The following is a 26,446-nucleotide window of genomic DNA, read 5'->3' on the forward strand; positions in this document are numbered from 1 at the left end:
GATTACCATTAAGGGGGTGGCGCCCCAGGGACTAGACGTGATGAGACCGACAACCGACTTCGCGCCCGCCGACGCCCACGACCTCCCGACCACAGTCGCGGCCGCACTGGTGACCGTCGCGCTGCTGTTCGCAGCAGTCGTCGCCGTCGCCGCACCGGCCACGGCGCTCACGGTGGCCGGCACCGTCGCCGTCGTCCTGGGCGCACAACGGCTCACCACCGCGTACCGCACCCGGGTGCGCGAGCGCACGCTCCACCGCGCGAACCCCGCGAAGTAATCCACGGCCGGCGCCGGCGGCACGCGTCTGTCATCCACCCAACCGCCGACGGCACCGGTCGCCCCTCCCCACTATCGGCCCTCCAACTCCCCGCTCGCTTCGGCCCTCCAACTCCCCGCTCGCTTCGGCCCTCCAACTCCCCGCTCGCTTCGGCCCTCCAACTCCCCGCTCGCTTCGGCCCTCCAACTTCGACCGCTCCGGTCCCCGCTGCCGCGACCGCTTCGGCCCTCCAACTTCGACCGCTCCGGTCCCCGCTGCCGCGACCGCTTCGACCCTACGGTCTGTCCGGGTCCCCGGGGCGCCACTCGCCGTCGAAGTCCACGTGCGTGAACGGCTTCGCGTCCTCGCCGCTGTACGACGCCACGACGTGGCCGTCGCCCTCGAGGTAGTACTTGTACGTCGTCAGGCCGTCCAGGCCGACCGGACCGCGCGCGTGGATCTTCCCCGTCGAGATGCCGACCTCCGCGCCCAGGCCGTACCGGTAGCCGTCCGCGAACCGCGTCGACGCGTTGCGGAACACGCTCGCGGCGTCGACGCCCTGCATGAACGCCGCCGCGTTGTCGTCGTCCTCGGTGAGGATGGACTCCGTGTGCTTCGACCCGTGCTCGTTCACGTGCCGGACGGCGTCGGAGACGTCCTCGACGACCTTGACGGCGAGTTCGAGGTCGCCGTACTCCGTCTCCCAGTCCGCTGCGGTGGCCTCGCCGACGTCCACGACTGCTCTGGTCGCCGCGTCGCCGCGCAGTTCCACGCCCGCGTCCTCGTAGCGGTCGACCAGTCCGGGCAGGAAGTCGTCGGCGACGGCCTCGTGGACGAGCAGCGTCTCCACGGCGTTACAGACCGCCGGGTACTGGACCTTCGCGTCGAAGGCCACGTCCTCGGCCATCGCGAGGTCGGCGGCCTCGTCGACGTAGACGTGGCAGACGCCCTCCGTGTGACCGAGCACGGGAATCTGGGTGTTGTCCTCGACGTAGCTCACGAACTCCGAGGAGCCCCGCGGCATCACGAGGTCGACCTCGTCGTCGAGCGCGAGCACGCGGTCGACGGCCTCGTGGGCCTCGACCAACTGCGCCCACCCCTCGGGGACGCCGTCGACGTCCCTCGTCGCCTCCACGACGACCTCGTGGAGCACGCGGTTCGACTCGCCGGCCTCGCTGCCGCCCTTCAGGATGGCGGCGTTCCCCGACTTCAGGCACAGCGCCGCGATCTGGACGAGCGCGTCCGGCCGCGACTCGAAGACGGTCGCCACCACGCCGATGGGGACGGAGACCTCGTAGAGGTCGAGACCGTCGTCCAGTTCGCGCGCCGCCAGCGTCTCCCCAAGGGGGTCGGCCTGGCCGGCGACGGACTCCACCATCTCCGCGATGCCGTGCAGTTTCGCGTCGTCGAGTTCCAGGCGGTCGACGAGCGCCTGCGAGTACTCGCCGCGCTCGAGGGCGGCCTCCGCGGCCTCGACGTCCGCGGCGTTCGCCGCGAGGACCTCGTCGCCGCGCTCGCGGATGCCGTCCGCGATCGCGTGCAGCGCCTCGTCGCGGGCCGCCTCGTCGACGTTCGCGAGTTCGAGCGCCGCGCGCTCGGCGGCCTCGACCTGCCGTTCGGTTCCCAGTGCGTCCTCGTCGGTCTGTGTGGTGTCGCCGTCACTCATCGCTGTCACCTCCCACCGGGACGAACAGCGTCCCGACGGGGTCGCCGTCCGCGATGCGGTCCAGGACGTCGGGCTCGGCCGACCCGGCGATGACCGCCGGGACGCCGTGCTCGGCGGCCGCCCGCGCCCGCCGGACCTTCGTCCGGATGCCGCCGAAGCGGGCCGCCGCGCTGTCCTCGACGGCCGCCTCGACGGCGCCGTAGTTCGCGCCCACCGCCTCGATGCGCTCGGCGTCCGGGTCCTCCTTCGGGTTCGCCGTGTAGACGCCGCCGACGTCGGTCAGCGTCACCAGGAGGTCCACGCCGAGGCCGATGGCGACCGACGACGACAGCATGTCGTTGTCGCCGATGCGGACCTCCTCGGTGGCGACCGCGTCGTTCTCGTTGATGACCGGGACGACCCCCCAGTCCAGCAGCGTCTCCACGGTGTTCTGGGCGTTCGTGAACCGCTCGGGGTTCGCGAGGTCGTGTTCGGTCAACAGCAGCTGCGCGGTCGTGGTGTCGTGGCGGTCGAAGCTCTCCGAGTAGCGGCGCATCAGCTGGCTCTGGCCGACCGTCGACAGCGCCTGGTCTTCCTCGACCGTCTCCCCGTCGACGCCCAGCAGGCCCTCGCCGGCGCCGATGGCGCCAGAGGACACCAGGAGGACGTCCGTCCCGCGCTCGCGGAGGGCCGCGATGTCGTCGACGAGCTTGTCGAGCTTCTCGGGGTCCAGCCGCGAGTCCGCGTCCGTCAGCGAGTTCGTGCCCGCCTTCACGACCACGCGGTCCGCGTCGGCGGCCGCTTCGCGCGCGGCCTCGACCCGCTCGGGGTCGACGCTGGCCGCGCCGTCGGCCCGCTGGCGTGCGCCCTCACTCATTCCCGAACGCCTCGGAGAGCTCCCGCGAGCGCTCGCCCGCCGCGCCGACCGCGTCCTGGACGGCCTCGTCGGCCTCGCTGTCCCAGAGCACGTCCATCCCCTCGATGGTCGTGCCGTTCGGCGAACACACCGCGTCGATGAGCTCGTCGACGCTGCGGTCGTCCCGGAGCACCGTCTCCGCGGCGCCCTTGAACGTCTGCGCGGCGAGCGTCTCCGCCTCCTCGGGGTCGAGGCCGCCCGCGACGCCGGCGTCCTTCATCGCCTCGATGAGGTAGAACGCGAACGCCGGGCCGCTCCCGTTCACCGACGTCGCGACGTCCATGCGGTCCTCGTCGACGACGACGAACTCGCCGACCGCGTCGAGGAGCTCGCGCACCTCCCCGGTGATGCCGGCCTCGGTCGCCGCGGCCGCCGTGTTGCCCGTCTCGGCGGCGACGTTCGGCATCACGCGCACCACGCTGGCGTCCGTGCGCTCCGCGACGAACGCGCGCGGCACGCCCGCGGCGAGCGTCACGAGCGTCTGGTCCTCGCGGAGGTCGAGGTCCTCGAGGGCCGGCGCGACGACGTCCGGCTTCACGGCGAGCACGACGACGTCCGCGTCGCGGGCCGCCGCGCTGTCGGTCGTCGTCTCGTCGGCCGCGTCAGCGACCGCTGCGAGCGCGTCCTCGTCCGGGTCGATCGCGGTCAGGTGGTAGTCGTCCGTCCGCGCGAGCCCCTTCAGGAAGGCTCCGCCCATGTTCCCAGTGCCGACGACGCTGACGTGTTCCATCTTGTACAGTGGAACGGGACTGACGAACAAACAAACTTCGCTCGCGTCAATGATTCGCCGCCGGTCCGCGGCGCCGGGCGCCGCCTCAGAACTGGAGGTGGGACGTCGAACTCGGTCCGTCGCCCCCGTCGTCGTCGCTCGCCAGGCCCTCGTAGAGGAACGTCGCGTCGTCGTCCGTGAGGTACACCTGGCCGTCCTCGACGGTCACGTCCACGTCCACGAGCGTCGTGTCAGCCGCCTCCCCGTTGTCGCAGTACCCCGAGCAGGCGTCGAACATCGAGCCGTGCTTGGGGCAGACGACCTCGCCGTTCCGCACGACGGCGCCGACGCCCTCGCGGTAGAGCCGCTGGGCCTCGTGCGTGCAGCGGTTCACCCACGCCGTCACGGCGTCGTCCGCGTCGTCCTCGCAGGGCACGAGGAGTACCTCCTCGTCACCGCCGTGCTCGTCGCGGACAGTAAACGCCCACGACCCCTCCTCGCGGACCGTCTCCACGCTCGTCAGGCGGTAGCGGTCGGCCATACGCACTCCCGTGCGGTCGCCCCCCATAGTTCTCACGACCGACCGCGCCGTCCGGTCCGGGCGCGCTCAGACGACGCGGTCGACGAGCCACGGCAGGGGCTCGCGCTCGAAGGGCCACTGGCCGCACGTGGACTTCGTGAGGTTGCCGCCGGTCGCGCGTTCGAAGTGCTTCTGCTTGTCGCCGAGCCGGTAGTGGCAGGTGTCGGGCGTCTGTCGCTGCCAGTAGATGCGGTCCATCGGCGGGACGCCGGGCGGGTCCGGCGGCAGGGCCGCGTAGTCCGGGACGTCGAACTCGTCGTGGAGCGCGGCCGCCTGCGGTTTGCCCGGCGCGGCCGGCGTCGCCTGCCAGACCGCCCCGCTCGCGACGAGGACCACGACGACGGCGGCGACCGCGAGCCGGCGGTCCGGCGAGGGGGACTCCGCGACCAGGACGCCGACGCCGAGCGCGAGGAACACGAAGACGAGCACGAGCTCGATGGCGCCCTGGAACTCGAGGAGCACCTGGAGGCAGTACGCGGCGCCGCCGGCGGCGACCCACCAGTACCGCTGGCGGTCGGCGCGGACGCCGCGCCACCAGCCGTACGCCGCGAGCGGCACGAGCCCGACGCCGTAGCCGACCTCGACGACGAGCGCCAGCAGCCGCGCGGGGACCGTCGAGCGCTCGACGCCGTACAGCGGTGCGAGCACGACCTCCACGAACAGCGGCACCGCGGTCCCCGTGAGGACGAACGGCGACACGACGACTGTCGCGACAGCCAGGCCGCTCGCTGTCGTCCGGAGGGCGGCCCGCGGGCCGCCGCGCTGGAGCGCCACGGCGACCACGACGACGGCGACGCCCGCGCCGAGCTGCCAGAACCCGGCGGCCAGCGCCGCGGCGACGCCGGCCGCGAGGTGGCGGTCCGCGACGGCGTACGAGAGGGCGGCCGCGCCGCAGAGGAACGCGAAGTACTTCGGACGGACGCCGGCGTACGGGAACGCGTACAGCGACGCGAGCGCGAACAGCGACGTCCCGGCGACCACCGCCGCGAAGCCGTCCCCCGTCAGGCGGTAGACGGTGCGCCCGGTGTACGCCACGCCGCCGACCACGGCGGCGACGGAGACGAGCACGCTCAGGACGTGCAGCGCCGCCACGTCGCCTCGCGCGACGAACGCGAGCGTCGCCGTGACGGCGTATATCAGCGGCGGCTTGAGGTCCCAGACGTCCACGTACAGCACCGCACCCTGGCCGACGTACCAGCCCGCGTGCTGGAACAGCGCCGAGTCTGCGGAGACGTAGAACGGGTCGTGGGCGAACAGGACGGCCGTCGAACCCCCGACGACCACCACCGCGAGGGCGACGAGCACCGTCCGCCAGCGCGCGTCCACGCGCTCGACGAACGCCGACGCGTCGGCGTCCCCGAGCACGGACGCGTCGCCGAGCAGGTCCGCGAGTCGTCGGCGCATCGCTCGGTGTGACTTCGCCCCGGAGGACCGTGAATATTCCAGGTCGGCGCGAGCGCATACTGTCGGCCCCGTCCTCCGTTTCGAAGGTCGTCCCTGTTCGAGACCCGGCAGGGCTCCGCCGACCGCGCGTCACCAGGAGACTTCGAGTTCGGGTTCGACGCCGCTGTCCCTGGCGGCGTCCCGGTACCCCTCGATGACGTCGGCGGTGACGGCCAGCGCCTCGGCGGGCGTGAACCGCTTCACGTCCACGCCGAGGACGTCGTCCATCGCGTCCCGCGCCTCGTCGGTGAAGACGACCGCGCCGTCGTCGCCGACGCGCTCCACGCCGTCGTAGCGGAGGCCGCGCCGGTTCAGGGCCTCGGCCTCGGCACGCTCGACTCCCTCCGGGAGCACGACCGACGCCCCGTCCCGGCGGAGCCGGACCGGATAGCCGCCGGGCAGTCCGTTCGGCCCGGGCGCGTGGAGCACGGCCCCCGAGTCGTGCAACACGGCCTGGACGATCTTCGCGGCGTGCGTCCCGGTGAGCACGCTGATCTCGCGGGCCGACGGCTCGTCCGGGAACGGCAGGCGCCCGGCCTCGAACGACGCGGCGACGTCGAAGTCGTCGGTGACGTCCGTCCCGTCGACGGACACGACCGCCGAGAACGGCCGGTCGCCGGTGTCGCCGTAGAACAGCATCGGGTGGACGCTCGCGTGGCTGGCGACGACGTACGCGTCGACCCCCGACGGCGGGACGTCGTACCGCTCGCTCGCGGCGCGCTCGACGGCCGGCACGACGAGGCCGACGTTCCCCGCGCCCACGAGCGGCGCGTGTCCGGCCGCCGCGAGCGCCGGATTGACGACGTCCGGCATCGAGACGTTCACCACGTGGGGCTCGCGGACGTCCGCCGCCTCGATCGCCTGCATCACGTTGTACGCCAGCGGGATCTGCCCCGGGACGATGCAGGCGTACCCGGGCCCGTTCGGCGAGAACCCGATGAGGCGGTCGCGCCGGTCGGTCGGGAGCTTCTCGAAGGGCGCGTACCGGAGGAGCGTGGCCGCCGTCAGCACGACGTCCGGTTCGACCGCCTCGAGCAGTTCGGTGGTGGCGTCGACGTCGAGGAGGTCGAGTTCGGCGAACCTCACGTCCGGGTTCCGTCCGCGGTAGTGCGCCCGGTAGATCGCCGCGTTCGTCCGCGTCTCCCCGACGTCGGCGAGCACGTCCGTCGCGACGACGTCGTCGATTCCGGGGTCGCCGGCGAGCACCTGGAGCGCCTCGTAGCCGACGCCGCCCAGGCCGGCGACGAGCACGGTTCGGTCTCGGTCCATACCGCTCCCTCGCGGAACGGGCAGTTAGCTCTACCTCCGCTGCCCGCCGGCCGGCGCGTCAGACGCCGCCGGCGATGAGCAGGCTCGCGTCGAGCAACAGGAGCGCGGCGACGACCGCGGCGCCGTACAGCAGGCTCGTGGCGTCCTCGCCGTCCGCGAGTCTGCCGCCGGCGACCTCCGTGAGGGCGGCGAGAGCCAGCCACAGCACCACCATCGCCAGCACGAGGTGGCCGCTGCCGGTCCCGGTGAGCGCGTCGCCCTCCGTGTAGCCGGCGAGCGTCAGCATGTAGCCGCCGGTGAGGAAGAGGACGGTTGCGCTCGCACGCGAGACGTTCCGGAGCGTCCCCGCGAGCGTCTCGCGGGCCTTCGACGGCAGGCCGTCGACGACGCCGGGGAAGGCGACGGCGGCGTACATGACGCTCCCGGTCCAGAGGCCCGCGAACAGCAGGTGCAGCGCGTACACGACGGTCTCGGTGACAGCCATGCCGGGGCGTTGGCGGCGATTCGCCGTAAAACGCTGGGGTTCCGGCCAGCGGGGCCGTGAAGGCACGCTTAAGGCCCGCCCCCCACTTCGTTCGGGCATGCAACTACGGGACCTCTCCGACCACGTGGAGTACCGCGCCGGTCGGGGCATCGAGGAGGTCGCGCGCGAGCTCGGGCGCGACCCGTCGGAGTTCGTGAAGCTCTCCTCGAACGAGAACCCCCACGGGCCGAGTCCGAAGGCCGAGGCCGCCATCCGGGACGCCGCGGCGGAGGTCCACCGCTACCCGAAGGCCGTCCACGCCGACCTGACGGACGCGCTCGCCGAGCGCTGGGACGTCGGCGCCGAGCAGGTCTGGCTGGGGAACGGCGGCGACGGCGCGCTCGACTACCTCGCGCGCGCCACGCTGGACCCGGGCGACCGCGTGCTCGTGCCGACGCCGGGGTTCACGTACTACGGGATGAGCGCGCGCTTCCACCACGGGAACGTCGCCGAGTACGACGTCCGGCGGGGCGAAGCGGCTCCCGAGGCGTTCGCGCTCACCGCGGACACCGTCCTGGACGCCTACGACGGCGAGCGCGTCGTCTACCTCACGAGCCCCCACAACCCAACGGGCGACCGGTTCTCGCTGGACGCCGTCGAGACCGTCGCCGACGAGACCGGCGAGGACGCGCTCGTCGTCGTGGACGAGGCGTACGGCGAGTTCACCGACGCGCCCTCCGCCGTCTCGCTGCTGGGCGACCGCGACGACGTCGCCGTCCTGCGGACGTTCTCGAAGGCGTACGGGCTCGCCGGCGTCCGCCTCGGGTACGCGCTCACGCCGCCCGCGTGGGGCGACGCGTACGCTCGCGTGCAGACGCCGTTCGCGGCGAGCGCCGTCGCGTGCCGGGCCGGGCTCGCCGCGCTGGACGACGACGACCACGTCGAGCAGACCGTCGACAGCGTGACGTGGAGCCGCCGGCACCTCGCCGAGGAGCTCGACGCGCGCACCTACGAGAGCCACGCGAACTTCGTGCTCGCGCACGTCGGCGACGCCACCGCGGTGACCGAAGCCGCGAAGCGCGCGGGCGTCCTCGTCCGGGACTGCACGAGCTTCGGGCTGCCCGAGCACGTCCGCGTCACGTGCGGCACGCGCGAGGAGACAGAGCGCGCCGTCGACGTCCTGAACGAGGTGCTCGCCGACCGATGACGGGGGCGGGAGTCCGGCGATGAGAGTCGCGGTCACCGGCACGCCCGGCACCGGGAAGACCACGGCGACCGACCGCCTCGACACGGACCTCGAGGTCGTCCACCTCAACGACGTCGTCGAGTCCGAGGGCCTGTACACGGCGGTCGACGAGGCCAGGGACAGCAAGGTCGCGGACCTGGAGGGCGTCCGCGAGTGGCTGGACGGCCGCGAGGACGTGCTCGTCGAGTCCCACCTCGCGCACCTGCTCGAAGCGGACCGGGTCGTCGTGCTGCGGTGCGCGCCAGACGAACTGGAGCGCCGCCTCCGCGACCGCGGCGAACCGGCGCGGAAGGCCGAGGAGAACGCGGAGAGCGAGGCCCTCGACGTCATCCTCTCCGAGGCCGTCCGCGTCCACGGCGAGGCGAACGTCTACGAGGTGGACACGACCGAACTGACGCCCGGCGAGGTCGCCGACGCCGTCTCGGCCGTGCTCGCGGGCGACCGCGACCCCTCGGCGGGCGACGTGGACTTCACAGACTACCTATGACCGGAGGCCGATGAGTCGCGTATGACCCTCGACAGGTTCCGACCGCTCGCGACGCGGCTGCTGCGGCCGTGGGTGCGCGGCGCCGTCGCGGTCGGCGCGACGCCGGACGTCATCAGCGTCGCCGCGTTCCTGCTCGCGGTCGGCGCCGCCGGCGCCTTCTACGTGGCGACGCCGCTGGCGTACGCGGTCGGCGCGCTGCTGGTCGCCGCGAACGGCTGGCTCGACCTCCTCGACGGCGCCGTCGCGCGCGAGCTCGGCACGGACTCGATGGCCGGCGACCTCCTCGACCACGTCCTCGACCGGTACGCGGACGTGTTCGTCGTCGCCGGCCTCGCCGCCGGCGTCGGCCGCTACGACCTGGGGCTGGCGGCCGTCACGGGCGTGCTCCTGACGTCGTACCTCGGCACGCAGGCGCAGGCGGTCGGCCTGGACCGCGTCTACGGCGGCCTGCTCGGGCGCGCGGACCGCCTCGCGCTCGTCGGCGTCACCGGTGGCGTCGCCGCGCTCCGCCCCGGCCTCGGCGCGGCCGGCCTCTCCGTGGTCGGGTGGCTGCTCGTGCTGTTCGCGGTCGTCGGCCACCTCACCGCCGTCCAGCGGTTCGTCTCCGCGTGGCGGCAGCTCGCCTGACCGGCGCGCGAACGCCACTCGGGGCGGCGTGCCATTTATGCGTCGGCCCGGGTTAGGTGCGGGTATGGTTCAGTGCGAGATGTGTGGCAAGGAGGTCCCGAACCCGAAGACCGTGAAGGTCGAGGGGGCGGAACTCGAGGTCTGCGGCGACTGCGCGGACTTCGGGACGGAAGTGCAGACCGAGTCCTCCAGCACCACCAGCACGAAGTACTCGACGTCGTCGTCGAGCGGGAGCTCCGGGTCCAGTTCGTCGGCGAGCGGCGGCGGGTCCTCGGGGGGACGGCGCCGCCGCGACATGTTCGACGAGATGGAGGAACTGGCCGGCGACTACGACCAGCGCATCCGGTCGGCGCGCGAGGGCGAGGGGCTCAGCCAGGAGGAACTGGCGAAGGAGCTCAACGAGAAGGCCAGCGTCATCCGGAAGCTCGAGCGCGGGGACAGCCTCCCCAGCGACGACGTCCGGGAGAAGCTCGAGCGGCGCCTCGGCATCTCGCTGACGGAGTCCGGCGGCGGCGCCGACGACACCGAGTGGTCCTCGGAGAGCGACAGCGCGGGCCTGACGCTCGGCGACAAGGTCAAGCGGAAGGACTGACGCGACGCCGGCCGCCGCGCCGCAGATTCGGCCGACCTCACAACGCTTTTCGCCCGCGGCTACGCGCTTGTGGACGTGTTCGTACTCGTCAACCTCAAGGCCTACCCCTGCGACCCGGTCGCCGTCGCCGAGGCGGCCAGCGACGTCGCGGCCGCGACAGACACGACCATCGCCGTCGCGCCCCAGCCCGCGGACCTCTCGCGCGTGGCGGCGACGGGCGCGACCACGTACGCCCAGCACGTCAGCCCGGTCGGCCACGGCAGCCACACGGGGAGCGTGCTCGCGGAGTCCGTCGCTGACGCCGGCGCGGCCGGGACGCTGTTGAACCACAGCGAGCACCGCCGGAGGCTCGCGGACATCGACGGCAGCCTCGACGCCGCGGACCGCGTCGGCCTCGACGCGGTCGTCTGCGCGAACAACCCCGAGCAGGTCGCCGCCGCGGCGGCGCTCGGCCCGGACGCGGTCGCCGTCGAGCCCCCCGAGCTCATCGGGACCGGGACGCCGGTCTCGCAGGCGGACCCGGACGTCGTCGAGGACGCGGTGGCCGCCGCCGAGGCCGTCGACCCGGACGTCGACGTCTACTGCGGCGCCGGCATCAGCACGGGCGACGACCTCGCTGCCGCCCGCGACCTCGGCGCCAGCGGCGTGCTGCTCGCGTCGGGCGTCGCGAAGGCCGACGATCCGCGGGCGGCCCTGGAGGACCTCGTGGAACCGCTGGCGTGACTGATCGACGGACTCCGGTGCGGGCCACCCGTCAGTCGGTCAGAACGCCAGCGACCCGAGCCAGTACAGCGTCGACGACAGGAACAGCAGCGTGACGAGGACAGCGACCCACCAGCGCGCATCGCTCGGTACTCGCGGCGTCTCGGAAGGGGACAGGGGGGACATGGGGTTCCGCTGTTCGGGCCCGTCACCGGACATGTGCGAGCGTTCGGCCGCGACCGGCATCAATTTTCGGCAGCGTCCCGCGGCTCGACGACGAAGTGGCCCTCGCTCCGCTCGCGGCGGACAGCCGGCTCGCGGAGCTTCACGACGTCCCCCGTGGGCCCGGGCCGGACCTCGTGGTCGGCCGTCGTGCGCGCGAGGCTGCCGACGATCTGGGCGCGCGGCGGCGCCTGCGCGGCGCCGCAGTCGTAGACGGTGAGGAGTTCGCCGCCGTCGCGGGCCTCGTAGACGACGACGTGGGCGTGCCGCGCGAGCCGCCACGCGTCGTCGCCGGCCGCCGGGAGCTTGTTCACGCCAGCGCCTCGGCGCGCCGGCCGAATACGCCTACTCGAAGTCCGTCAGTGACACCTGGCCGCTGGGCTCGCGCCAGCCGTCGTCACCGCGCGGCGGGCGCTCGCGCGAGTCGGCCGCGCCGTCCGCCTCGCCCGCGAAGCCGTCGAGGCTCGCCTGCTCGCGCTCCGAGAAGTCGAGGTTCGAGACGCGCACGCCGACCTTCCGCACGGACTCCCCGGCGAACTCCCCGAGGAGGTCCTGGGTGACCTCGTCGACGAGCTCCGGGTCGTCGACGGGCCCTGGCAGGGAGTGGGCGCGCGTGTGGACGTCGTACGGCGGCGTCACGACCTTCACCCCGATGGTGCGGTAGAACGCGTCCTTCCGGCTGGCGCGGTCGGCGACCGCGTCGGCGAGGGTCGCGACCTGCTCGCGCACGCGCTCGAAGTCGCCGGTCGCGCCGTCGAACGACGACTCCCGGGAGAGGCTCTTGGGCTTCCCGCGCGGCTCGACGGGGCGGTTGTCCTCGCCGCGCGCGCGGCGGTGGAGCTCCCGGCCGCGGTCGCCGAAGCGCTCGGCGAGCGCGTAGGGGTCGGCGGCCGCGAGGTCGCCGGCGGTCTCGATGCCCATCTCGCGGAGCTCGCGCGCGCGGACCGGGCCGACGCCGTGGACGTCCGCGACGTCGATGGGCGCGAGGAACTCGCGGACCTCGCCGGGTTCGACGACGACGAGGCCGTCGGGCTTGTCGTGGTCGCTGGCGAGCTTCGCGGTGCTCATGTCGGGGGCGACGCCGACGCTCGCGGGGACGCCGACCTCGCGCTGGACGCGCTGTTTGACGTGGCGCGCGAACCCCTCCGCGACGGGCCACGCGGTGCGCTCGGTGACGTCGAGGTAGGCCTCGTCGACGCTCACCTCGCGGACGGTGTCCCCGAGGTCGTAGAGGACGTCCTTGACGTCCGCCGCGACGTCCTGGTAGAAGTCCATGTCCACGGGCCGGTAGTAGCCGGCGTCCGGGTCCTCGGGGTTGTCGGCCTTCCGCGGCAGGCGGTCGAGCGCGGCGCTGATGGCCTGCGCGCTCTCGACGCCGTACTCGCGGGCCTCGTAGCTCGCGGTGGCGACGGCGCCGACCGTCTCGCCGTCCTCGTAGCCCATGCCGACGACGACGGGCTCGCCGCGGAGTTCGGGTTCGCGGCGGCGCTCGCAGGACGCGTAGAAGCAGTCCATGTCCACGTGCAAGACGATGCGCTCCGCGCGGTCGGGCGCGCCGGGGAGCCGTTCGTCGTCTGCCATCACTCGGCGTTCGGCTTCGGCGCGCAAAAAACGGCCGGTCAGGCCTCCGAGAGGAGTTCGACGTCGGTCTGCCGGTCGCGGGCGTCCTCGAGGGCGTGTTTCGCGCCCATGCCGGCGTCGTGGGCGGAGACGCCGGTGCCGACGCCGACGCGGACGTCGACGCCAGCGGTCTCGGCGACGTGGTCGATGGCGTCCTCGTAGTCGGCGGGCGAGAGAGACGGGCAGACGGCGATGATGTTGTCGCCGCCGACGAAAAACGACAGGGAGTCGTGGGCCTCGTGCATGTACTGCATGAGGGCCGCGTAGCCGGCTTCGATGTGCGCGAACGAGGAGAAGGCGTCGAGTTCGTCCGTGTAGGTGCCGGTGGCGTCGACGACGTCGAAGTGCGCGATCTGGACGTCGTCGTCGGTGCGGTCGCCCTCCTCGAGGGGTTGGCCGAGGAGGGCTTCGCGGCGGTCGGCGTCCTGTGCGCTGCCGCGGTCCTGGAGGGCGGCGGTGGCGTCGACGAGCGCGTCCGCGGGCGACGGCCCGCTGCCGATGGAGAGGCTGACGGTCACCGGGTAGCGGTTCCGGACGGACTCCTGGATGCGCGCGTGGTCCTCGAGGTCGAGGCCGTTCGTCACGGCGACCATGTTGTCGAAGCGCGTGAAGAAGACGTAGCCGTCCCGCATGCCGAACGCCTGGGAGAGGTCGGCGTAGAGGCGGGACTGCATCGTCTGGAGGTCGACTTCGCGGCGCGGCGACGGCGTCACGGTCCACGGGCCGTAGTTGTCGAGTTGGACGAGAGTGACCTGCGTGTTCGTCACGGTTGTCGGCAGTCGCCACCACAGGAGTATATCAGTTGTGGATTGCGTCTCAAATCTGTAGGACGATCGGGACAATCGATTCTAAATCTGTCGTTTCCGACGCGATTTTTACGAACCGCGAGCAAACGACCGACTGGAATCGAGGTGAGACCGATGGCACTGCCCACGAACACAGCCGGCTCGTGGATGCAGAGCCTCGACCTGCCGTCCCGCCTGTTCGGCGAGGGCGGCTTCGGTGGCAGCGACTACGAACTGTACGAGGAAAACGGCGAGTTCGTCCTCTCCGTCGACCTGGCCGGCTTCGAGACCGAGGAGTTCGAGGTCACGTGGGACGACGGCGTCCTCAACGTCGCCGCCGAGCACGTCGACGAGGGCCGCGGCCGGAAGCGGACCTACCACCGCCGCTTCAGGTTCCCCAAGGAGATCGACGAGGACGAGATTTCGGCCTCGTACACCAACGGCGTGCTCGAGGTGACGCTGCCCGCCCACGAGGACGCCGTCACGCGCGGCAAGACCATCCCCGTCGAGGGCTGACCGCCCGGCAGGGAGCGTCGACCGACCGAACGCCCCCCGATTTTTCCGCGTTCCGCCCGCGACAGAAGCGACTGACACCGTCGACTGGTGGGCCGCCCTGTCCGACCGACAGACTGGTTCGGCGACCCGTCCGGCCGGTCGTCACTGCTTGTGCGTGAAGATGAACGCGCGGTCGCCGTCGACCCCGACGCAGAGGTCGAGCTGGCGCGTCAGGTCGAGGCTCGTCGGGTTCTGCTTGCAGACGACGAGGTCGTCGAACGGCTCCCCGCAGGCCGGACACGAGACCGACACCGTGTTCTGGTAGGTCTTCACCGCCTGGTTCTCCCGGCGCGGCGTCAGCGACGACACCAGTTCTTCCACGTCGACGTCGTCCATACCCCCATTACTCGCCCCCCACCCCATAAACACTAGTAGCGAGCCGCTCGGACTCCACGGGGAACGGCTCGGGCTCCATGGCGAGCCGTTCGGACGCGACGGCCGTCCCGTTCGGACGCCACGGGCACGCGACCGCCGGCCGCCGCACCGGCGCGGGACCGACGCCTACTCGTGGCCCCGCGACGACCTCCCAGCGAACGCCGTCGCCCGGCCGCGGACCCGGGCGTCCGCCACCGACACATGCCATCCGAGCCGACCAGACCGGACGTCGACCGCTACCGCGTCGGCAGCGACGCGACCGTCGAGGAGTTCCTCGCCGTCGCGAAGGTGTACGCGCGCGAGGTCGTCGCCCACCACGACCTGTCCGTCGACGTCAGCGGCCTCGACTGGGAGGTCAGCAAGCGCGCGAAGCGCCGCGCGGGCGCCGTCAAGCACCGCGACGCCAGCCCCGAGACCGTCTCGCTCACCTGGGCGTACTTCCAGGAGCACGGCTGGACGGCCACCGCGGACGTCGTCCGCCACGAGCTCGTCCACGTCCACCTCCTCGAGGAACACGACGACCCCACGCACGGCGAGCGGTTCCGCGAGTGGGCGGGCCGCCTCGGGACGTCGCTGCACTGCGAGCCGTTCGCCGACCCGAACTACCTCGTCGTCTGCGAGGACTGCGGCAGCGAGCTCGCGCGCTACCGGAAGTCGGCGCTCGTGAAGCGCCCCCAGGACTACCGCTGTGGCGACTGCGGCGGGCGGCTGACCGCGCGCAGCGTCGAGTGAACGGACGGACCTGCAGGGCTCGGGCGTCGCGCGCTCACGCGACGACTGCCGCCGAGCGCGAGTGGCGGTCCGGGGGAACGGTTATGTGAACGCCGCGGGACGTTCACGATAATTGATGAACGAGAGCGAGCAGCGCTACCGACAGCTCATCCGGACCTCGCCGGCGCCCATCAACCTCTTCGACGCGTCCGGCGAGGTGCTGTGGGGCAACGACGCCGTCGTGGACCTCCTGGGGCTCGACTCAAGGGAGGAACTGGTCGGGCGGAGCATCTTCGAGTTCGTCACGCCCGCCGACCGGTACACGGCCGAACGGGAACTCACCGAGGTCGTCGAAGCGAAGGCCGCGACGGGCCCCACCACGATGGAACTGGAGCGCGCCGACGGCGACTCGCGGACGATCCGCGTGGCGACCGCGCCCGGCCGGTACGAGGGCCGGGACATCGGGCAGGCCGTCGTCGTCGACGTCACGCGCCTCGAGCGGATGCGTGCCGCCCTCGAACGCGAACGGGACTTCGTCGAAGCGGCGCTCGACGCCCTCGACGACGTCTTCTACGTCATCGACACGGCCGGCGACCTCGAGCGCTGGAACGACGCGCTCCTCGAGGTCTCCGGCTACAGCGAGGACGACGTCCGCCGGATGGACGTCGAGGAGTTCTTCGTCGACGACGACGCCGAACGCGTCTCGGCGTCCATCGCCCGCGCGTTCGCCGAGGGCACGGACACCCTCGAGGCGACCGTTCGCACGCGCGACGGCGAGACCATCCCCTACGAGTTCCGGAAGCAGCGCCTGACCAGCGACGGCCAGGTGCGCGGGCTCGTCGGCATCGGACGGGACGTCTCCGAGCGCCGGACGCGCGACCGGCACCTCCGCACCGTCGACTTCCTCCTCCAGCACCAGCTCCGGAACCAGCTGAACGTCGTCCGCGGCCGAGCGGAACTCCTCCGGGACCAGGTCCCCGAGGACGCCGGCGAGCACCTCGACGCGCTCGAGCGCGCCGCCGACTCGATGCTGTCGACGTTCGACCACCACCGCCACCTCGTCACGCAGCTGACCGAGTCGCCGGCCTCGGAGCCCCTCGACGTCGTGTCCGTCCTCGAGAACGTGGTCGCCGACGCCCGCGAGAGCCGGCCCGACGCCGAGTTCGCGCTGGACGCCCCGGAGACGGCCCGGGTGTCGGCGACGCCCGCCGTCGAGTACGCGCTCCGGGAACTCCTCCAGAACGCCGTCGACCACGCCGAATCCACTCGGCCAGCGGTCGACGTGACCGTCGCGGCCGGCGACGACGTCGTCCGGGTCGCGGTCAGCGACGACGGCCCGCCCATCTCGAAGATGGAGTACTCCTTCCTCGAGGACGCCCCCGGGGACGTGCGCTCGACGTACCACCCCTCCGGGCTCGGCATCTGGTCGATCCACCTCGCCGTCCGGCAGTCCGGCGGCGACCTCACCATCGAGTCGACGCCCGGAACGGGCAACACCGTCACCATCGAACTCCCCGCCGTGCGCCGTCCCTGGGAGTGACGGACGGACGGCCACGCGCACGCGTCGCTTCGCGGTGAAGTCGGTCGAGAAGTGGGGCCGGAGGGATTTGAACCCCCGATCGACTGATATCTCCGGTGCGCCTCGGAACTCCAGAGGGTCGTCGTCGCGGACCGATGATCAGTCGGCCGCTCGGTATACCAGTCTGGAATCTCGTCCCGGGCGCGTGGCCTCTGGAGTCAGTCGCCATGCCTGGCTTGGCCACAGCCCCGTGCGTCATCCCGTAGGGCGATTTGTCCTAAGAGCGTTTCGATTCGGCGTGTCGGCTCGCGGTCCGCCGGGAGCGAGTGGTCTTTCCGGGCGGCCGGCGAACGCTCGTGCATGGCCGAATACCCCATCGTGGTGCGCGAACTCGGCGGGAAGATGCGGCTCGGCGTCGAGGAGGCCGAGGCGCTGGACGCGAACCTCCGGGACGTGGTGACGGAGGGCTACGAGCGCGTGGACGTCGACGCCTGCGAGGACGGCGAGCAGGTCGGCGTCGTCGTCGCCGACGGCGACACCGTCGCGGCCGTGCGGTGGACGAAGTGACGCGGAACCGGGCGGAGCGCGTGGTCGCGACGCTGGAATGGCCCCTCCGCCGCGGTCGTCAGTCCTCGCGCGCGCTCCACTCGCAGTCCTGGCACTTGTAGCCGGTGACGAACTCGGTGACCGAGGGCATGTAGCCGACGGAGAGGACGTCGCCGCCGCACTCGGGGCACTCGCGGTCGGCGTCCTCGATGGGTTCGGCGTCCATCACCGACTCGCCCTCCACGAGCTCGGCGAGCTTCTCCGGGGTGACCATCCGCCCTTCCACGACGCGGTTGTCGGCCATACCGGCGGGAGGGCCGGCGGCGAGTAAAGGCTTCCCGTCGCGGACCGTCCCCAGCGGCGGCCGGCTACAGCCAGGGGGCGCGCTCCTCGGCGCCGTCCTCGCCCGGGTAGCCGTACGCCGGCTCCTCGGTGTCGGGGTCGCTGCCGCCGTCCGGCGTGGCCGCGGTCGCGGGCGTCGGCTCGGTGGGGCCGTCGTCGACGGCCGGCGCGTCCGGGTCGACGCCGTCTCCGGAGTCGCTGCCGGTGGCGGCGTCGAGGTCGTCGGGGTCGAACGCGAGCAGGCCGGCGACCCCGAAGACGACGAGGGGCGCCTGGGAGGGCACGAGCCCGAACACGGACAGCGCGAGCGTGCCGAGCGCGACGGCGCTCCCGAACCGGAAGCGGTCGATGTCGACGACGCGGCGGAGGTACGGCTGGAGGGCGACGACGGCGAGCGCGAACCCGACGGCGACGGCGCCCGCCGCGGCGGCGCGCAGCATCAGCGCGGGGTCGTGTTCGACGACGAGCGCGGCCTGGCCGGGCTGGAAGCTCGCGACGAACCCGAGCCCGATGATGACGCTCGGCTGCGGGAGGTAGTCGCCGATGGTGGAGCTCGCGGTCTTCGCGGCGATGGCGAGGATGACGATGGCGGCGAAGCGCTCGAACGTCGGGACGTCGACGACGGTCTCGATGGCCGGCGCGAGCGCGGCCTCGGCGGCGGCCACGACGATCAGGGGGACGCCGACGACCAGCACGGTCGCGGCCTGCGAGCGGGGGTCGTCGTCCATCTCCGCGAGGATGACGGCGAGCGTCGCGCTGCCGCCGAAGACGAGCAGGCCGACTTGCGCGATGCCGGCGGGCGTCTCGAGTGCGCCCGCGAGGACGAGCGCGGCGAAGATGCCGTCGACGAGCGGCAGCAGCATCACCGTCGCCAGCAGGCGGGTGTCGCCGCCGACGCGCTCCTCGAGGCGGAGGGCGATTGGGTGGCGTGAGCTACTCATAGACTACGGGGCCAGTCTACGGGTCGCGTGGCTGGACCGACGGTGCGTGGGCGCCGACCGGGACCGGGTCGCGTGCGCGCCGTCGCCGAACCAGAACGCCTCCATCAGTTTGCCGAAGAATGTGAGTACGCCGGGGGAGCCGCACTGCTTGCCGGCCGTACGAACCGCGGCGGGACTGATGGAGTCCATACTCCCAAACATTCGTGACGAACGCATAAAGATTGCGTGAGAAGCGCCCACACGTGTTGTGGGTCCGAAACCCCAGTTTAAGTAGTCGGCGTCCGACTCACGGAGCGAGTGGACGAAAAGCGAGAATTCGACGATTCGGGCGGCGGGATTCTGACGCGCGTCGACTGTCCGAACGCACGGTGGACGTTCGTCAGTCCCGAGCCGTTCGAATGCACGGGCGTGTGTATCTCGGGGCCGCGAGTGAGTGACCGACACACGTTCGACCAATCTCGCAACGTTTTTGCCGGCCGGCCCGCGACGGTTTACATGGCGAACGACTCCTCGACCGACGGCCGATTCTCCGAGAAGCTCCGCGTCCCGGAAGCGCTGACCTTCGACGACGTGTTGCTCCGCCCCGCCGAGAGCCGCGTCGAACCCGACGACGCCGACGTCTCCACGCGCGTCTCCACGAACGTCGACCTCAACACGCCCGTGCTCTCCGCGGCGATGGACACCGTCACCGAGTCCGACCTCGCCATCGCGATGGCCCGCGAGGGCGGCCTCGGCGTCCTCCACCGCAACATGGACGTCGAGGACACGGTCGCCGAGATCGAGCGCGTGAAGCGCGCCGACGAGCTCGTCATCGACCGCGAGAACGTCGTCACCGCCTCCCCCGACCAGACCGTCAGCGAGGTCGACCGCATGATGAACCACGAGGGCGTCTCCGGCGCGCCCGTCGTCGACGACGACGACACCGTCCTCGGCATCATCTCCGGCACGGACATCCGGCCATACCTCGAGGTCGGCGAGACCGACGCCGTCCGCGAGGCGATGACCGACGAGGTCATCACCGCCAGCGAGGACGTCACGCCCCGCGACGCGCTCGAGCTCATGTACGAGCACAAGATCGAGCGCGTGCCGCTCGTCGACGGCGACGACCGCCTCGTCGGCCTCGTCACCATGCAGGGCATCCTCGAACGCCGCGAGCACGAGGACGCCGCCCGAGACGACGACGGCCGCCTCCGCGTCGGCGTCGCCGTCGGCCCGTTCGAGACCGACCGCGCGACGGCCGCCGACGACGCCGGCGCGGACGTCCTGTTCATCGACTGCGCGCACGCGCACAACGAGAACGTCATCGACTCCGCGCGCGACATCCAGTCCACCGTCGACGCGGACGTCGTCGTCGGCAACGTCGGCACCCGCGAGGCCGCCGAGGCCGTCGTCGACTTCGCGGACGGCGTCAAGGTCGGCATCGGTCCCGGCTCCATCTGCACGACGCGCGTCGTCACGGGCGCCGGCATGCCCCAGATTACGGCCGTCTCCGAGGTCGCCGACGTCGCGCACCCGGAGGGCGTCCCCGTCATCGCGGACGGCGGCATCCGGTACTCCGGGGACGCGGCGAAGGCCATCGCCGCCGGTGCCGACGCCGTCATGCTCGGCTCGTACTTCGCCGGCACCGACGAGGCGCCCGGCCGAGTCATCACGATGAACGGCAAGAAGTACAAGCAGTACCGCGGCATGGGCTCCGTCGGCGCGATGCAGTCCGGCGGCGGCGACCGCTACCTCAAGGAGGACGACGAGGACGAGGAGTTCGTCCCCGAGGGCGTCGAGGCCGCGACGCCGTACAAGGGACCGCTCGCCCAGGAACTCCACCAGCTCGTCGGCGGCATCCAGTCCGGCATGGGGTACGTCGGCGCGCCCACCATCCCGGAGTTCAAGGAGCGCGCGGCGTTCGTCCGCGTCTCGTCGGCCGGCCAGACCGAGGGCCACCCCCACGACGTGATGATCACGGACGAAGCCCCGAACTACAGCCCGCAAAGCGAGTGAATAGTCGCTGACCGGCGTCGCGCCTCGGGAACTCCGGTCGGCTCCCGAACTGGGGGTACGCCGACGTTCGACCGCCCTACAGCCCTTCGCCTTCGGTCTCGCAGCGCGGACTGCAGTACCGGTTCTGTGCTGCGTTCGAGTCCTCGTACGCCTCGAAGTCGTCGCCGCAGTGGCGGCACTCGTAGGTTTCGAACGCCATGTGCGGCGTTTGCGCTGACGGCGGAAAATGCGTTACGGTCGCCGAGACCGGTCCGGACGCCCGCCCCGGAACGTCCGGCGCGTGCGCCGACTGTGCCCTCAGTCCCCTCCACCGCCCGTGACGACGACCGGCCGGTCCGTGTTCAGGATGACCGACTGCGTGACGCTGCCGAAGATGGCCTTCCCGGCGGGCGAGCGTTTCCGCCCGCCGAGCACGATGGCGTCGGCGTCGAACTCCTCGGCGTCCTCGAGGATGTCCTCGGTGGTGTCCCCGGAGTCGTCACGCACCTGGACGGACACGCCCGCCTCCTCGAGGCGCTCCCGGGCGCGCCGCACGGACTGCACGCGGGTCGCGGACTTGAACTGCTGGACGTCCTCGGGGAGGTCGCTCGTGTCGCCCGTGAACACGAACAGCAGGACGGCCTCGACGCTCTCGGCGGCGTCCGGGAGGCCCGCCACGTAGTCGGCCTGTGCGAGCGCGCGTTCGACGTCGTCGTCGACCGGAACGAGCACGCGGTACATACGCGGGACAACTCTCGTCGGTGGCTTAAATCTACGCGCGCCGCGGCGGCCGCTGCGGTACCGGTACTCGGCGCGGTACTGGTACTCGCCGCGGTCCCGTTACTCGCCGCTCCGGACGGCGACGCCGACCCAGTCCGTCGCCAGCGCGGCGACGTCCTCGAAGTGCGCGGAACTCCCCGCGGCGACCACCACCGCGCCGACCGCGTTGAACACGAGGTCGTTCACGATGTCCGCGGTCGAGTACTGCGCGAGCACGGGTTCGCCGCCGACGGCCGACGCGAGGCCGCCGCTCGCGAACTCCAGGAGCTCCCAGCCGACGCCGACCGCCAGCACGAACAGGACGACGAACGTCGCGCGGAAGCCGCGGTTGAACGCCACCGCCCGCGAGTGCCGCTCGACGGCGCGCGCGACCGCGTACCCGACGCCCGCGACGAGCGACGCCGACAGCGCGTGCGTGACGCTGTCGTACCACCCGAACCACTCGTAGAGGCCGACCGCGCCGAGCGCGTGCAGCGTCGACGCCGCCGTCACCCACACCACGAGGCCCGTGTCCATCGTGTACTCGTACTCGCGGCGCAGCGCCGCCGGCAGCAGCGTGATGGCCAGCGGCACCGCCGTGTTCACCGCGAGCGTCGCGTTCAACTCCAGTACCGCCAGCGCCGTCGCGGCCACCAGCACCGCCTGCATCGCGCGCACCGCGAGGACGTGCTGGCGACCGTCGCCCGGCAGTTCGCCGCCGGCCGCCGCGGACGCGGCGTCGTCGCGGGTCGCGCGCCGCAGCCGGCTGACGCGGTCCGAGTACTCGAAGTAGACGTCGAAGACGACGCCCGCGGCCACGCCCGCCGCCGTCGCGCCGACGAGGTCCCACATCAGCTCCTGCTGGCCGGGGACGAACGACGTCCCGACGACGACGTCCGCGGCGTACGTGCCGACCGCCCACGCGCCCGCGAACGCCATCGTCACCACCACCACGAACACCACCGCGAACCGCGGCGTCATCGACAGGGACGTGTACGCGTCCAGCAGGACCGCGACCAGCAGCGCGACGCCCGCGATGGCGAAAAACGGCGTCACGGACGGGAGCACGCCGAACGCTCGCACGACCACGGGCACCGCGACGAGCGCCAGCAACTCCCCCGGCACCGTCACGGACGGGTCGCGCTCGACGAGCGGCACGAGCACCGCGGCAGCGACGAGCACGAGCGTCAGGGCGGTCCAGTCCGGCTCGCTCGCGCGGAGGAACTGGCTGCCCGCCACGGCCAGCGCGGCCACGACGACCCACGCGCCGAACGCGTTCACGCGCTCGCGAGCCAGCAGTGAGCGGAGTGACGCCATCGACTACCCGTTTCCACGCTGTCACCGAAAGCGCTTGTGGCCCGCCCAACGACGGCCGTCCCGGCGCGCGCAGCGCCCGCACTGGCCGTCAGGCGGTCTCGCCGTCCCGGTTCCAGTACTCGGCGAGGACGCCGAGTGTCGCCCTGAGCGCGCCGAGGAGCACGGGCCCGAAGAACAGCCCCATCACGCCGAAGGCGTACGAGCCGCCGAGGATGCCGAGCAGGACGACCGCCGGGTTGAGCTTCGCGTAGCGGTCGACCGCGAACGGCCGGAGGTAGTCGTCGGTCAGCCCCACCACGACGACGCTGTAGACGAACAGGCCGGCCGCCAGCGCCGGTTCGTCCACCAGGTAGAGGTGGACGACCGCCCCGCCCCAGATGGGAATCGTCCCGACCAGCGGCACCATCGCCATGACCACCATCACGGCCGTCCAGAACGGCGCGTTCGGGACGCCGGCGACGAAGAACCCCAGGCCGGCGACGACCCCCTGGACGACGCCGACGGACACGTGCCCGAACACCACGCCCCACATCACGTCGTCGATCTCGTCGGCGAGCGCGCGCTGGGTGTCCGCGGGCAGCGGCGTCGTCTCCCGCAGCCAGCGGTGCAGGTCGGCGCCGTCCTTGAGGAGGTAGTACAGGAGGAACAGCGCCAGCACGACGCCCAGGAGGTGGAAGGCGAGCGTGCCGACCACGTCGACCGAGCGCTCGACGACGACGCGCCCGAACTCCCGGCCGGTCTCCGCGAGCTGGTCGCCGACGTCGACCTCGAGGCCGGTGAGCTCCAGGACGCGTCGTTCCGCCGACTCGACCGCCGCGGAGTCGAAGCTGAGCCGCCGCAGGACGTCGTCCGCGCGCTCGACGATCGTGACCAGGACGAACCCGAACGGCACGACCAGTCCGGCCGTGGCCAGCGACACCAGCAGGGAGGCGGCGACCATCGGCGACGTGTGCGCCTCGAGGCGTACTTGCAGGGGGTAGAGGACGTACGCGAGCAACACCGCACCGAGCACGTACTGGACGAACGGCTCGACGAGGAGCGCGGACAGGCCGAGGAGGGCGAGAACGAGCGCCAGGAGGAACCCCTTGCTGTGGTTCACGACGGTGGATTCACCCCGGGGTGACAAAAAGTTTCGACGTCGACCACACCCAACGCCGCCAGAACGGAGCGCCGGCCGTCGTGCAGTTGGCGGTGGCTCGCGGTCACTGCGTCTCGAAAAGCGGGCCGGGCGCGATTTGAACACGCGACCGACGGATTAAGAGTCCGTCGCTCTGCCGAACTGAGCTACCGGCCCGAGTGCAGGCGTTCGTTGGCCGGTGCGATTGAAATACGTTCTGATTCGGGACGCCGGGACGGCGCGAATTTAAGGGCCGGCACGGGGAAGACGCGGGCATGGCAGTCGAATCTCCGACCCTGGAGCGCGCGGACGTGCACGTCGTCGACGACGACCGGTTCGCGCCGACGTCCGTGGCCCTGGTGACGGGCGCGGCGTCGGGCATCGGGCGCGCGACGGCGCTGGCGCTCGCGGTGAACGGCGTGACGGTCGCGGCGCTGGACGTGGACGCCGAGGGGCTCGCGGAGACGCAGTCGAGGGCCGAGGACCTCGACGCCGACGGCGCGGTAGCGCCCCTGGAGGCGGACCTCACCGACGACGAGGACGCGGTCGCGGCGGTCGAGGCGGCGGCCGACCTCGGCGACCTGCGGTGGGTGGCGAACGTCGCGGGCCTCCAGCACGTCGCGCCCCTCGAGGAGTTCCCGATGGACGTCTACGACGCGATGCAGGCCGTGATGGTGCGCGCGCCCGTCCTGCTGTCGAAGCACGCGTTCCCCCACATCAGGGAGTCGGGCGGCGGCGCGATCGGGAACATGGCGTCCGTGCACGGCCACTACGTGACCTCGGACAAGGTGGCGTACAACGTCGCGAAGTTCGCGCTGCGCGGCCTCACGCAGTCCATCGCCGCCGAGGGCGACGGTGACGTCCGCGGGTTCTCGGTCTCCACCGGCTACGTGAAGACGCCGCTGGTCGTCGACCAGATTCCGGACACCGCCGCCGAGCGGGGCGTCAGCGAGCAGGCGGTCGTCGAGGACGTGATGCTCGGGCAGGCGCGAGCGTCCGAGATGATGGCGCCCGTGGACGTCGCGAACCTCTTCGTGCTGGGGTTCTCCGAGCTCGGCAGCCACCTCAACGGCGGCGACCTCCGGTTCGACGACGGCATGACGCTCACCTACGAGTGAGCGGTTCGCGTCGCTGGCGGCCGCCAGACGCCCGCTCCGGCACCTCGGGGAGAGGTCGGGAAGGTTAAGTGACGGCCCCCGTTATCCGGCACCATCATGAGCAGCCGGGCCACCATCTCCTCGATGTCCACGTACGCCATCCTCGGGTGTGGGAGCGTGGGGCACGCGGTCGCCGAGGAGCTGGTCGAACGGGGCAAGGACGTCCTCATCGTGGACCGCGACGAGTCGCGCGTCGAGGCGCTGCGCGACCAGGACCTGAACGCGCAGGTCTCGGACATCCGGGACGAGGAGGTGGCGGGCCTGGTCGCCGACCGGGACGTCGTCCTCATCATGGCGTCGGACGTCGAGGCGAACGAGGCCGCCGTCGCGAACATCCGCGGCCGCGACGAGGAGCAGTTCGTCGTCGTGCGCGCCAGCGACCCCGTGACGAGCGACGAGCTCCGCGAGCTCGGCGCGGACGTCGTCATCAACCCGTCGTCGGTCATCGCGGACGCGGCGCTGCGCGCCCTCGAGTCCGGCGAACTCGAGTACAAGGCCCGGCAGCTCGCGGCCGTCATCGAGGACACCGACGAGCGGATGGCCATCGTCACCCACGACAACCCCGACCCGGACTCCATCGCCGCGGCGGCAGCGTTGGAAGCCATCGCCGACCACCTCGGGGTCGACGCCGACATCCTCTACTTCGGCGACATCGGCCACCAGGAGAACCGCGCGTTCGTGAACCTCCTGGACATCGAACTGACGCCGTACGACGACGTGGACGTCGACGACTACGACACCGTCGCGCTCGTCGACCCGGCGAAGGCCGGCGACATCTCCCTGGACCGCAAGGTGGACATCTTCATCGATCACTACGAGGTCGAGGAGGCCTACGAAGCGGAGTTCGCGGACGTCCGCCCGAACGTCTCCGCGACGTCGACCATCCTCACGAAGTACATCCAGGAGTTCGACCTCTCTGTCAGCCAGGCGGTCGCGACAGCGCTGCTGTACGGCATCCGCGCGGAGACCCTGGACTTCCGCCGGGACACGACGCCCGCGGACCTCACCGCGGCGGCGTACCTCTACCCGTTCGCCGACCACGACACGCTCGAGCAGGTGGAGTCGCCGAACATGAGCCCCGAGACCCTGGACGTCCTCGCGGAGGCCATCACGAACCGCGAGGTCGAGGGCAGCCACCTCGTCTCGAACGCCGGGTTCATCAGCGACCGGGACGCGCTCTCCCAGGCGGCCAGCCAGCTCCTGAACCTCGAGGGCATCACGACCACGGCGGTGTTCGGCATCGTCGACGACACCATCTACCTCGCCGCGCGCTCGAAGGACATCCGGCTGAACATCGGCCGCGTGCTCGGCGACGCGTTCGAGGAGATCGGGGAGGCAGCCGGCCACTCCACGCAGGCGTCCGCGGAGATCCCGCTCGGCATCTTCACCGGCATCGAGGCGACCGAGGACAACCGCGACACCCTGCTGTCGCTGACCGAGGAGGCCGTCACGCGGAAGCTCTTCGAGGCGATGGGCGTCGAGAGCGAGAGCGGCGGTTCGAACGGGAACTAGGCCGACAGCGGTCGGGTCTCCAGGTCGGCCGCGAACCCGGCGTCGTCGGCGGCGACCGG

The 26,446-nt window shown here is 71.9% G+C and carries 32 protein-coding genes and 2 tRNA genes; 13 read left to right on the forward strand and 21 right to left on the reverse strand.

Translation table 11 applies throughout. The annotated features are described in order from the left end of the window. Positions 1-40 precede the first annotated feature (40 nt). A complete protein-coding gene (locus U5911_RS13455; protein ID WP_336037543.1) occupies positions 41-277 on the forward strand; it encodes a hypothetical protein in 237 nt (78 codons plus the stop codon). A gap of 274 nt (positions 278-551) precedes the next feature. On the opposite strand, the gene U5911_RS13460 is transcribed toward U5911_RS13455, so the two are convergent. The 7 genes from U5911_RS13460 to U5911_RS13490 all read right to left on the reverse strand — a co-directional run bounded on the left by U5911_RS13460 (position 552) and on the right by U5911_RS13490 (position 7,302). Then, positions 552-1,931, reverse strand: coding sequence for a glutamate-5-semialdehyde dehydrogenase (locus U5911_RS13460; RefSeq protein ID WP_418771540.1), 1,380 nt, complete (start codon positions 1,929-1,931; stop codon positions 552-554). After that, on the reverse strand, positions 1,915-2,778 hold the full coding sequence (proB, locus tag U5911_RS13465) for a glutamate 5-kinase (RefSeq protein ID WP_336037545.1): 864 nt from the start codon (positions 2,776-2,778) through the stop codon (positions 1,915-1,917). Before proB ends, U5911_RS13460 begins: the two co-directional genes overlap by 17 nt. Beyond that, positions 2,771-3,547, reverse strand: coding sequence for a pyrroline-5-carboxylate reductase (gene proC / locus U5911_RS13470; RefSeq protein ID WP_336037547.1), 777 nt, complete (start codon positions 3,545-3,547; stop codon positions 2,771-2,773). The genes proB and proC overlap by 8 nt, the downstream gene beginning before the upstream one ends. Positions 3,548-3,632: 85 nt before the next feature. Next, a complete protein-coding gene (locus U5911_RS13475; protein ID WP_336037549.1) occupies positions 3,633-4,067 on the reverse strand; it encodes a Rieske (2Fe-2S) protein in 435 nt (144 codons plus the stop codon). 66 nt (positions 4,068-4,133) lie between these two features. Beyond that, positions 4,134-5,510: a DolP-mannose mannosyltransferase gene (locus U5911_RS13480; protein WP_336037550.1), complete on the reverse strand. Its 1,377-nt coding sequence runs from the start codon at positions 5,508-5,510 to the stop codon at positions 4,134-4,136. 129 nt (positions 5,511-5,639) lie between these two features. Further along, entirely contained in the window at positions 5,640-6,818 is a 1,179-nt protein-coding gene (locus U5911_RS13485) for a Rossmann-fold NAD(P)-binding domain-containing protein (protein ID WP_336037552.1), read from the reverse strand. 58 nt (positions 6,819-6,876) lie between these two features. Further along, on the reverse strand, positions 6,877-7,302 hold the full coding sequence (locus U5911_RS13490; RefSeq protein WP_336037553.1) for a hypothetical protein: 426 nt from the start codon (positions 7,300-7,302) through the stop codon (positions 6,877-6,879). Positions 7,303-7,399: 97 nt separating this feature from the next. On the opposite strand from U5911_RS13490, the gene hisC reads away from it, so the two are divergent. The 5 genes from hisC to tpiA all read left to right on the forward strand — a co-directional run bounded on the left by hisC (position 7,400) and on the right by tpiA (position 10,956). After that, a complete protein-coding gene (gene hisC, locus U5911_RS13495; protein ID WP_336037554.1) occupies positions 7,400-8,488 on the forward strand; it encodes a histidinol-phosphate transaminase in 1,089 nt (362 codons plus the stop codon). Between the two features lie 19 nt (positions 8,489-8,507). Next, positions 8,508-9,014 (forward strand): adenylate kinase family protein, encoded by a 507-nt coding sequence (locus tag U5911_RS13500; RefSeq protein ID WP_336037555.1) that lies wholly within the window; start codon positions 8,508-8,510, stop codon positions 9,012-9,014. A 21-nt stretch (positions 9,015-9,035) separates the two neighbouring features. Next, positions 9,036-9,641 (forward strand): CDP-alcohol phosphatidyltransferase family protein, encoded by a 606-nt coding sequence (locus U5911_RS13505; RefSeq protein ID WP_336037556.1) that lies wholly within the window; start codon positions 9,036-9,038, stop codon positions 9,639-9,641. Between the two features lie 64 nt (positions 9,642-9,705). Continuing rightward, on the forward strand, positions 9,706-10,233 hold the full coding sequence (locus tag U5911_RS13510; protein ID WP_336037557.1) for a multiprotein bridging factor aMBF1: 528 nt from the start codon (positions 9,706-9,708) through the stop codon (positions 10,231-10,233). A gap of 75 nt (positions 10,234-10,308) precedes the next feature. Beyond that, positions 10,309-10,956 (forward strand): triose-phosphate isomerase, encoded by a 648-nt coding sequence (gene tpiA, locus U5911_RS13515; RefSeq protein WP_336037558.1) that lies wholly within the window; start codon positions 10,309-10,311, stop codon positions 10,954-10,956. Positions 10,957-10,995: 39 nt separating this feature from the next. On the opposite strand, the gene U5911_RS13520 is transcribed toward tpiA, so the two are convergent. The 4 genes from U5911_RS13520 to U5911_RS13535 are packed head-to-tail and all read right to left on the reverse strand — an operon-like array spanning position 10,996 to position 13,544. Further along, the gene (locus U5911_RS13520; RefSeq protein WP_336037559.1) at positions 10,996-11,154 is read right to left on the reverse strand and encodes a hypothetical protein; all 159 of its coding nucleotides are present in this window, start codon (positions 11,152-11,154) and stop codon (positions 10,996-10,998) included. Between the two features lie 26 nt (positions 11,155-11,180). Then, positions 11,181-11,471 (reverse strand): hypothetical protein, encoded by a 291-nt coding sequence (locus U5911_RS13525; RefSeq protein WP_336037560.1) that lies wholly within the window; start codon positions 11,469-11,471, stop codon positions 11,181-11,183. A gap of 31 nt (positions 11,472-11,502) precedes the next feature. Continuing rightward, the gene (gene dinB, locus U5911_RS13530) at positions 11,503-12,738 is read right to left on the reverse strand and encodes a DNA polymerase IV (protein ID WP_336037561.1); all 1,236 of its coding nucleotides are present in this window, start codon (positions 12,736-12,738) and stop codon (positions 11,503-11,505) included. 38 nt (positions 12,739-12,776) lie between these two features. After that, positions 12,777-13,544: a GTP cyclohydrolase III gene (locus U5911_RS13535; RefSeq protein WP_336037562.1), complete on the reverse strand. Its 768-nt coding sequence runs from the start codon at positions 13,542-13,544 to the stop codon at positions 12,777-12,779. 153 nt (positions 13,545-13,697) lie between these two features. On the opposite strand from U5911_RS13535, the gene U5911_RS13540 reads away from it, so the two are divergent. Continuing rightward, positions 13,698-14,078, forward strand: coding sequence for an Hsp20/alpha crystallin family protein (locus tag U5911_RS13540; RefSeq protein WP_336037563.1), 381 nt, complete (start codon positions 13,698-13,700; stop codon positions 14,076-14,078). A gap of 141 nt (positions 14,079-14,219) precedes the next feature. On the opposite strand, the gene U5911_RS13545 is transcribed toward U5911_RS13540, so the two are convergent. After that, on the reverse strand, positions 14,220-14,453 hold the full coding sequence (locus U5911_RS13545; protein WP_336037564.1) for a DUF7385 family protein: 234 nt from the start codon (positions 14,451-14,453) through the stop codon (positions 14,220-14,222). A gap of 240 nt (positions 14,454-14,693) precedes the next feature. On the opposite strand from U5911_RS13545, the gene U5911_RS13550 reads away from it, so the two are divergent. Both U5911_RS13550 and U5911_RS13555 read left to right on the forward strand, forming a co-directional pair. Next, positions 14,694-15,224 carry a SprT-like domain-containing protein gene (locus tag U5911_RS13550; RefSeq protein ID WP_336037566.1) on the forward strand — a complete coding sequence of 177 codons (531 nt, stop codon included), beginning with the start codon at positions 14,694-14,696 and terminating at the stop codon, positions 15,222-15,224. Positions 15,225-15,339: 115 nt separating this feature from the next. Continuing rightward, entirely contained in the window at positions 15,340-16,743 is a 1,404-nt protein-coding gene (locus tag U5911_RS13555) for a PAS domain-containing sensor histidine kinase (RefSeq protein WP_336037568.1), read from the forward strand. Positions 16,744-16,795: 52 nt separating this feature from the next. Here the strand turns inward: U5911_RS13555 and U5911_RS13560 are convergent. Further along, positions 16,796-16,972 (reverse strand) — tRNA-Trp (locus tag U5911_RS13560). 110 nt (positions 16,973-17,082) lie between these two features. Between U5911_RS13560 and U5911_RS13565 the strand changes: the two genes are divergently transcribed. After that, on the forward strand, positions 17,083-17,289 hold the full coding sequence (locus U5911_RS13565) for a hypothetical protein (RefSeq protein ID WP_336037569.1): 207 nt from the start codon (positions 17,083-17,085) through the stop codon (positions 17,287-17,289). A 58-nt stretch (positions 17,290-17,347) separates the two neighbouring features. On the opposite strand, the gene U5911_RS13570 is transcribed toward U5911_RS13565, so the two are convergent. The 3 genes from U5911_RS13570 to U5911_RS13580 form a co-directional block, all read right to left on the reverse strand. After that, positions 17,348-17,572, reverse strand: coding sequence for a DUF5795 family protein (locus U5911_RS13570; protein ID WP_336037570.1), 225 nt, complete (start codon positions 17,570-17,572; stop codon positions 17,348-17,350). A 64-nt stretch (positions 17,573-17,636) separates the two neighbouring features. Beyond that, on the reverse strand, positions 17,637-18,551 hold the full coding sequence (locus U5911_RS13575; protein WP_336037571.1) for a DUF5794 domain-containing protein: 915 nt from the start codon (positions 18,549-18,551) through the stop codon (positions 17,637-17,639). Between the two features lie 3 nt (positions 18,552-18,554). After that, positions 18,555-18,740, reverse strand: a complete 186-nt coding sequence (locus tag U5911_RS13580; protein WP_336037572.1) for a hypothetical protein — start codon at positions 18,738-18,740, stop codon at positions 18,555-18,557. Positions 18,741-19,046: 306 nt separating this feature from the next. Between U5911_RS13580 and guaB the strand changes: the two genes are divergently transcribed. Further along, complete coding sequence (guaB, locus tag U5911_RS13585) at positions 19,047-20,546, forward strand: IMP dehydrogenase (RefSeq protein ID WP_336037574.1); 1,500 nt, start codon at positions 19,047-19,049, stop codon at positions 20,544-20,546. Positions 20,547-20,622: 76 nt separating this feature from the next. Here the strand turns inward: guaB and U5911_RS13590 are convergent, their stop codons facing one another. The 5 genes from U5911_RS13590 to U5911_RS13610 all read right to left on the reverse strand — a co-directional run bounded on the left by U5911_RS13590 (position 20,623) and on the right by U5911_RS13610 (position 23,895). Continuing rightward, positions 20,623-20,745: a hypothetical protein gene (locus U5911_RS13590; protein WP_336037575.1), complete on the reverse strand. Its 123-nt coding sequence runs from the start codon at positions 20,743-20,745 to the stop codon at positions 20,623-20,625. 98 nt (positions 20,746-20,843) lie between these two features. After that, on the reverse strand, positions 20,844-21,266 hold the full coding sequence (locus U5911_RS13595; protein WP_336037576.1) for a universal stress protein: 423 nt from the start codon (positions 21,264-21,266) through the stop codon (positions 20,844-20,846). Between the two features lie 99 nt (positions 21,267-21,365). Further along, positions 21,366-22,601: a DUF2238 domain-containing protein gene (locus U5911_RS13600; RefSeq protein WP_336037577.1), complete on the reverse strand. Its 1,236-nt coding sequence runs from the start codon at positions 22,599-22,601 to the stop codon at positions 21,366-21,368. 88 nt (positions 22,602-22,689) lie between these two features. After that, positions 22,690-23,700 carry an AI-2E family transporter gene (locus tag U5911_RS13605; RefSeq protein WP_336037578.1) on the reverse strand — a complete coding sequence of 337 codons (1,011 nt, stop codon included), beginning with the start codon at positions 23,698-23,700 and terminating at the stop codon, positions 22,690-22,692. A gap of 121 nt (positions 23,701-23,821) precedes the next feature. Then, a tRNA-Lys gene (locus tag U5911_RS13610) sits at positions 23,822-23,895 on the reverse strand. 98 nt (positions 23,896-23,993) lie between these two features. Between U5911_RS13610 and U5911_RS13615 the strand changes: the two genes are divergently transcribed. Both U5911_RS13615 and U5911_RS13620 read left to right on the forward strand, forming a co-directional pair. Beyond that, positions 23,994-24,836, forward strand: coding sequence for an SDR family NAD(P)-dependent oxidoreductase (locus U5911_RS13615; RefSeq protein ID WP_336037579.1), 843 nt, complete (start codon positions 23,994-23,996; stop codon positions 24,834-24,836). A gap of 96 nt (positions 24,837-24,932) precedes the next feature. After that, positions 24,933-26,387, forward strand: coding sequence for a DHH family phosphoesterase (locus tag U5911_RS13620; RefSeq protein ID WP_336037580.1), 1,455 nt, complete (start codon positions 24,933-24,935; stop codon positions 26,385-26,387). Positions 26,388-26,446 lie beyond the last annotated feature (59 nt).

It is taken from the genome of Halobacterium yunchengense (assembly GCF_037031165.1).
Classification (GTDB): domain Archaea; phylum Halobacteriota; class Halobacteria; order Halobacteriales; family Halobacteriaceae; genus Halobacterium; species Halobacterium yunchengense.

Coding starts and splice junctions, on each gene's coding strand:
- U5911_RS13455 (WP_336037543.1), top strand. CDS start 41: ATGAGACCGACAACCGACTTCGCGCCCGCCGACGCCCACGACCTCCCG.
- proB (WP_336037545.1), bottom strand. CDS start 2,778: ATGAGTGAGGGCGCACGCCAGCGGGCCGACGGCGCGGCCAGCGTCGAC.
- proC (WP_336037547.1), bottom strand. CDS start 3,547: ATGGAACACGTCAGCGTCGTCGGCACTGGGAACATGGGCGGAGCCTTC.
- U5911_RS13475 (WP_336037549.1), bottom strand. CDS start 4,067: ATGGCCGACCGCTACCGCCTGACGAGCGTGGAGACGGTCCGCGAGGAG.
- U5911_RS13480 (WP_336037550.1), bottom strand. CDS start 5,510: ATGCGCCGACGACTCGCGGACCTGCTCGGCGACGCGTCCGTGCTCGGG.
- U5911_RS13485 (WP_336037552.1), bottom strand. CDS start 6,818: ATGGACCGAGACCGAACCGTGCTCGTCGCCGGCCTGGGCGGCGTCGGC.
- U5911_RS13490 (WP_336037553.1), bottom strand. CDS start 7,302: ATGGCTGTCACCGAGACCGTCGTGTACGCGCTGCACCTGCTGTTCGCG.
- hisC (WP_336037554.1), top strand. CDS start 7,400: ATGCAACTACGGGACCTCTCCGACCACGTGGAGTACCGCGCCGGTCGG.
- U5911_RS13500 (WP_336037555.1), top strand. CDS start 8,508: ATGAGAGTCGCGGTCACCGGCACGCCCGGCACCGGGAAGACCACGGCG.
- U5911_RS13505 (WP_336037556.1), top strand. CDS start 9,036: ATGACCCTCGACAGGTTCCGACCGCTCGCGACGCGGCTGCTGCGGCCG.
- U5911_RS13510 (WP_336037557.1), top strand. CDS start 9,706: ATGGTTCAGTGCGAGATGTGTGGCAAGGAGGTCCCGAACCCGAAGACC.
- U5911_RS13520 (WP_336037559.1), bottom strand. CDS start 11,154: ATGTCCGGTGACGGGCCCGAACAGCGGAACCCCATGTCCCCCCTGTCC.
- dinB (WP_336037561.1), bottom strand. CDS start 12,738: ATGGCAGACGACGAACGGCTCCCCGGCGCGCCCGACCGCGCGGAGCGC.
- U5911_RS13540 (WP_336037563.1), top strand. CDS start 13,698: ATGGCACTGCCCACGAACACAGCCGGCTCGTGGATGCAGAGCCTCGAC.
- U5911_RS13545 (WP_336037564.1), bottom strand. CDS start 14,453: ATGGACGACGTCGACGTGGAAGAACTGGTGTCGTCGCTGACGCCGCGC.
- U5911_RS13550 (WP_336037566.1), top strand. CDS start 14,694: ATGCCATCCGAGCCGACCAGACCGGACGTCGACCGCTACCGCGTCGGC.
- U5911_RS13555 (WP_336037568.1), top strand. CDS start 15,340: ATGAACGAGAGCGAGCAGCGCTACCGACAGCTCATCCGGACCTCGCCG.
- U5911_RS13565 (WP_336037569.1), top strand. CDS start 17,083: ATGGCCGAATACCCCATCGTGGTGCGCGAACTCGGCGGGAAGATGCGG.
- U5911_RS13570 (WP_336037570.1), bottom strand. CDS start 17,572: ATGGCCGACAACCGCGTCGTGGAAGGGCGGATGGTCACCCCGGAGAAG.
- U5911_RS13575 (WP_336037571.1), bottom strand. CDS start 18,551: ATGAGTAGCTCACGCCACCCAATCGCCCTCCGCCTCGAGGAGCGCGTC.
- U5911_RS13580 (WP_336037572.1), bottom strand. CDS start 18,740: ATGGACTCCATCAGTCCCGCCGCGGTTCGTACGGCCGGCAAGCAGTGC.
- guaB (WP_336037574.1), top strand. CDS start 19,047: ATGGCGAACGACTCCTCGACCGACGGCCGATTCTCCGAGAAGCTCCGC.
- U5911_RS13590 (WP_336037575.1), bottom strand. CDS start 20,745: ATGGCGTTCGAAACCTACGAGTGCCGCCACTGCGGCGACGACTTCGAG.
- U5911_RS13595 (WP_336037576.1), bottom strand. CDS start 21,266: ATGTACCGCGTGCTCGTTCCGGTCGACGACGACGTCGAACGCGCGCTC.
- U5911_RS13600 (WP_336037577.1), bottom strand. CDS start 22,601: ATGGCGTCACTCCGCTCACTGCTGGCTCGCGAGCGCGTGAACGCGTTC.
- U5911_RS13615 (WP_336037579.1), top strand. CDS start 23,994: ATGGCAGTCGAATCTCCGACCCTGGAGCGCGCGGACGTGCACGTCGTC.
- U5911_RS13620 (WP_336037580.1), top strand. CDS start 24,933: ATGAGCAGCCGGGCCACCATCTCCTCGATGTCCACGTACGCCATCCTC.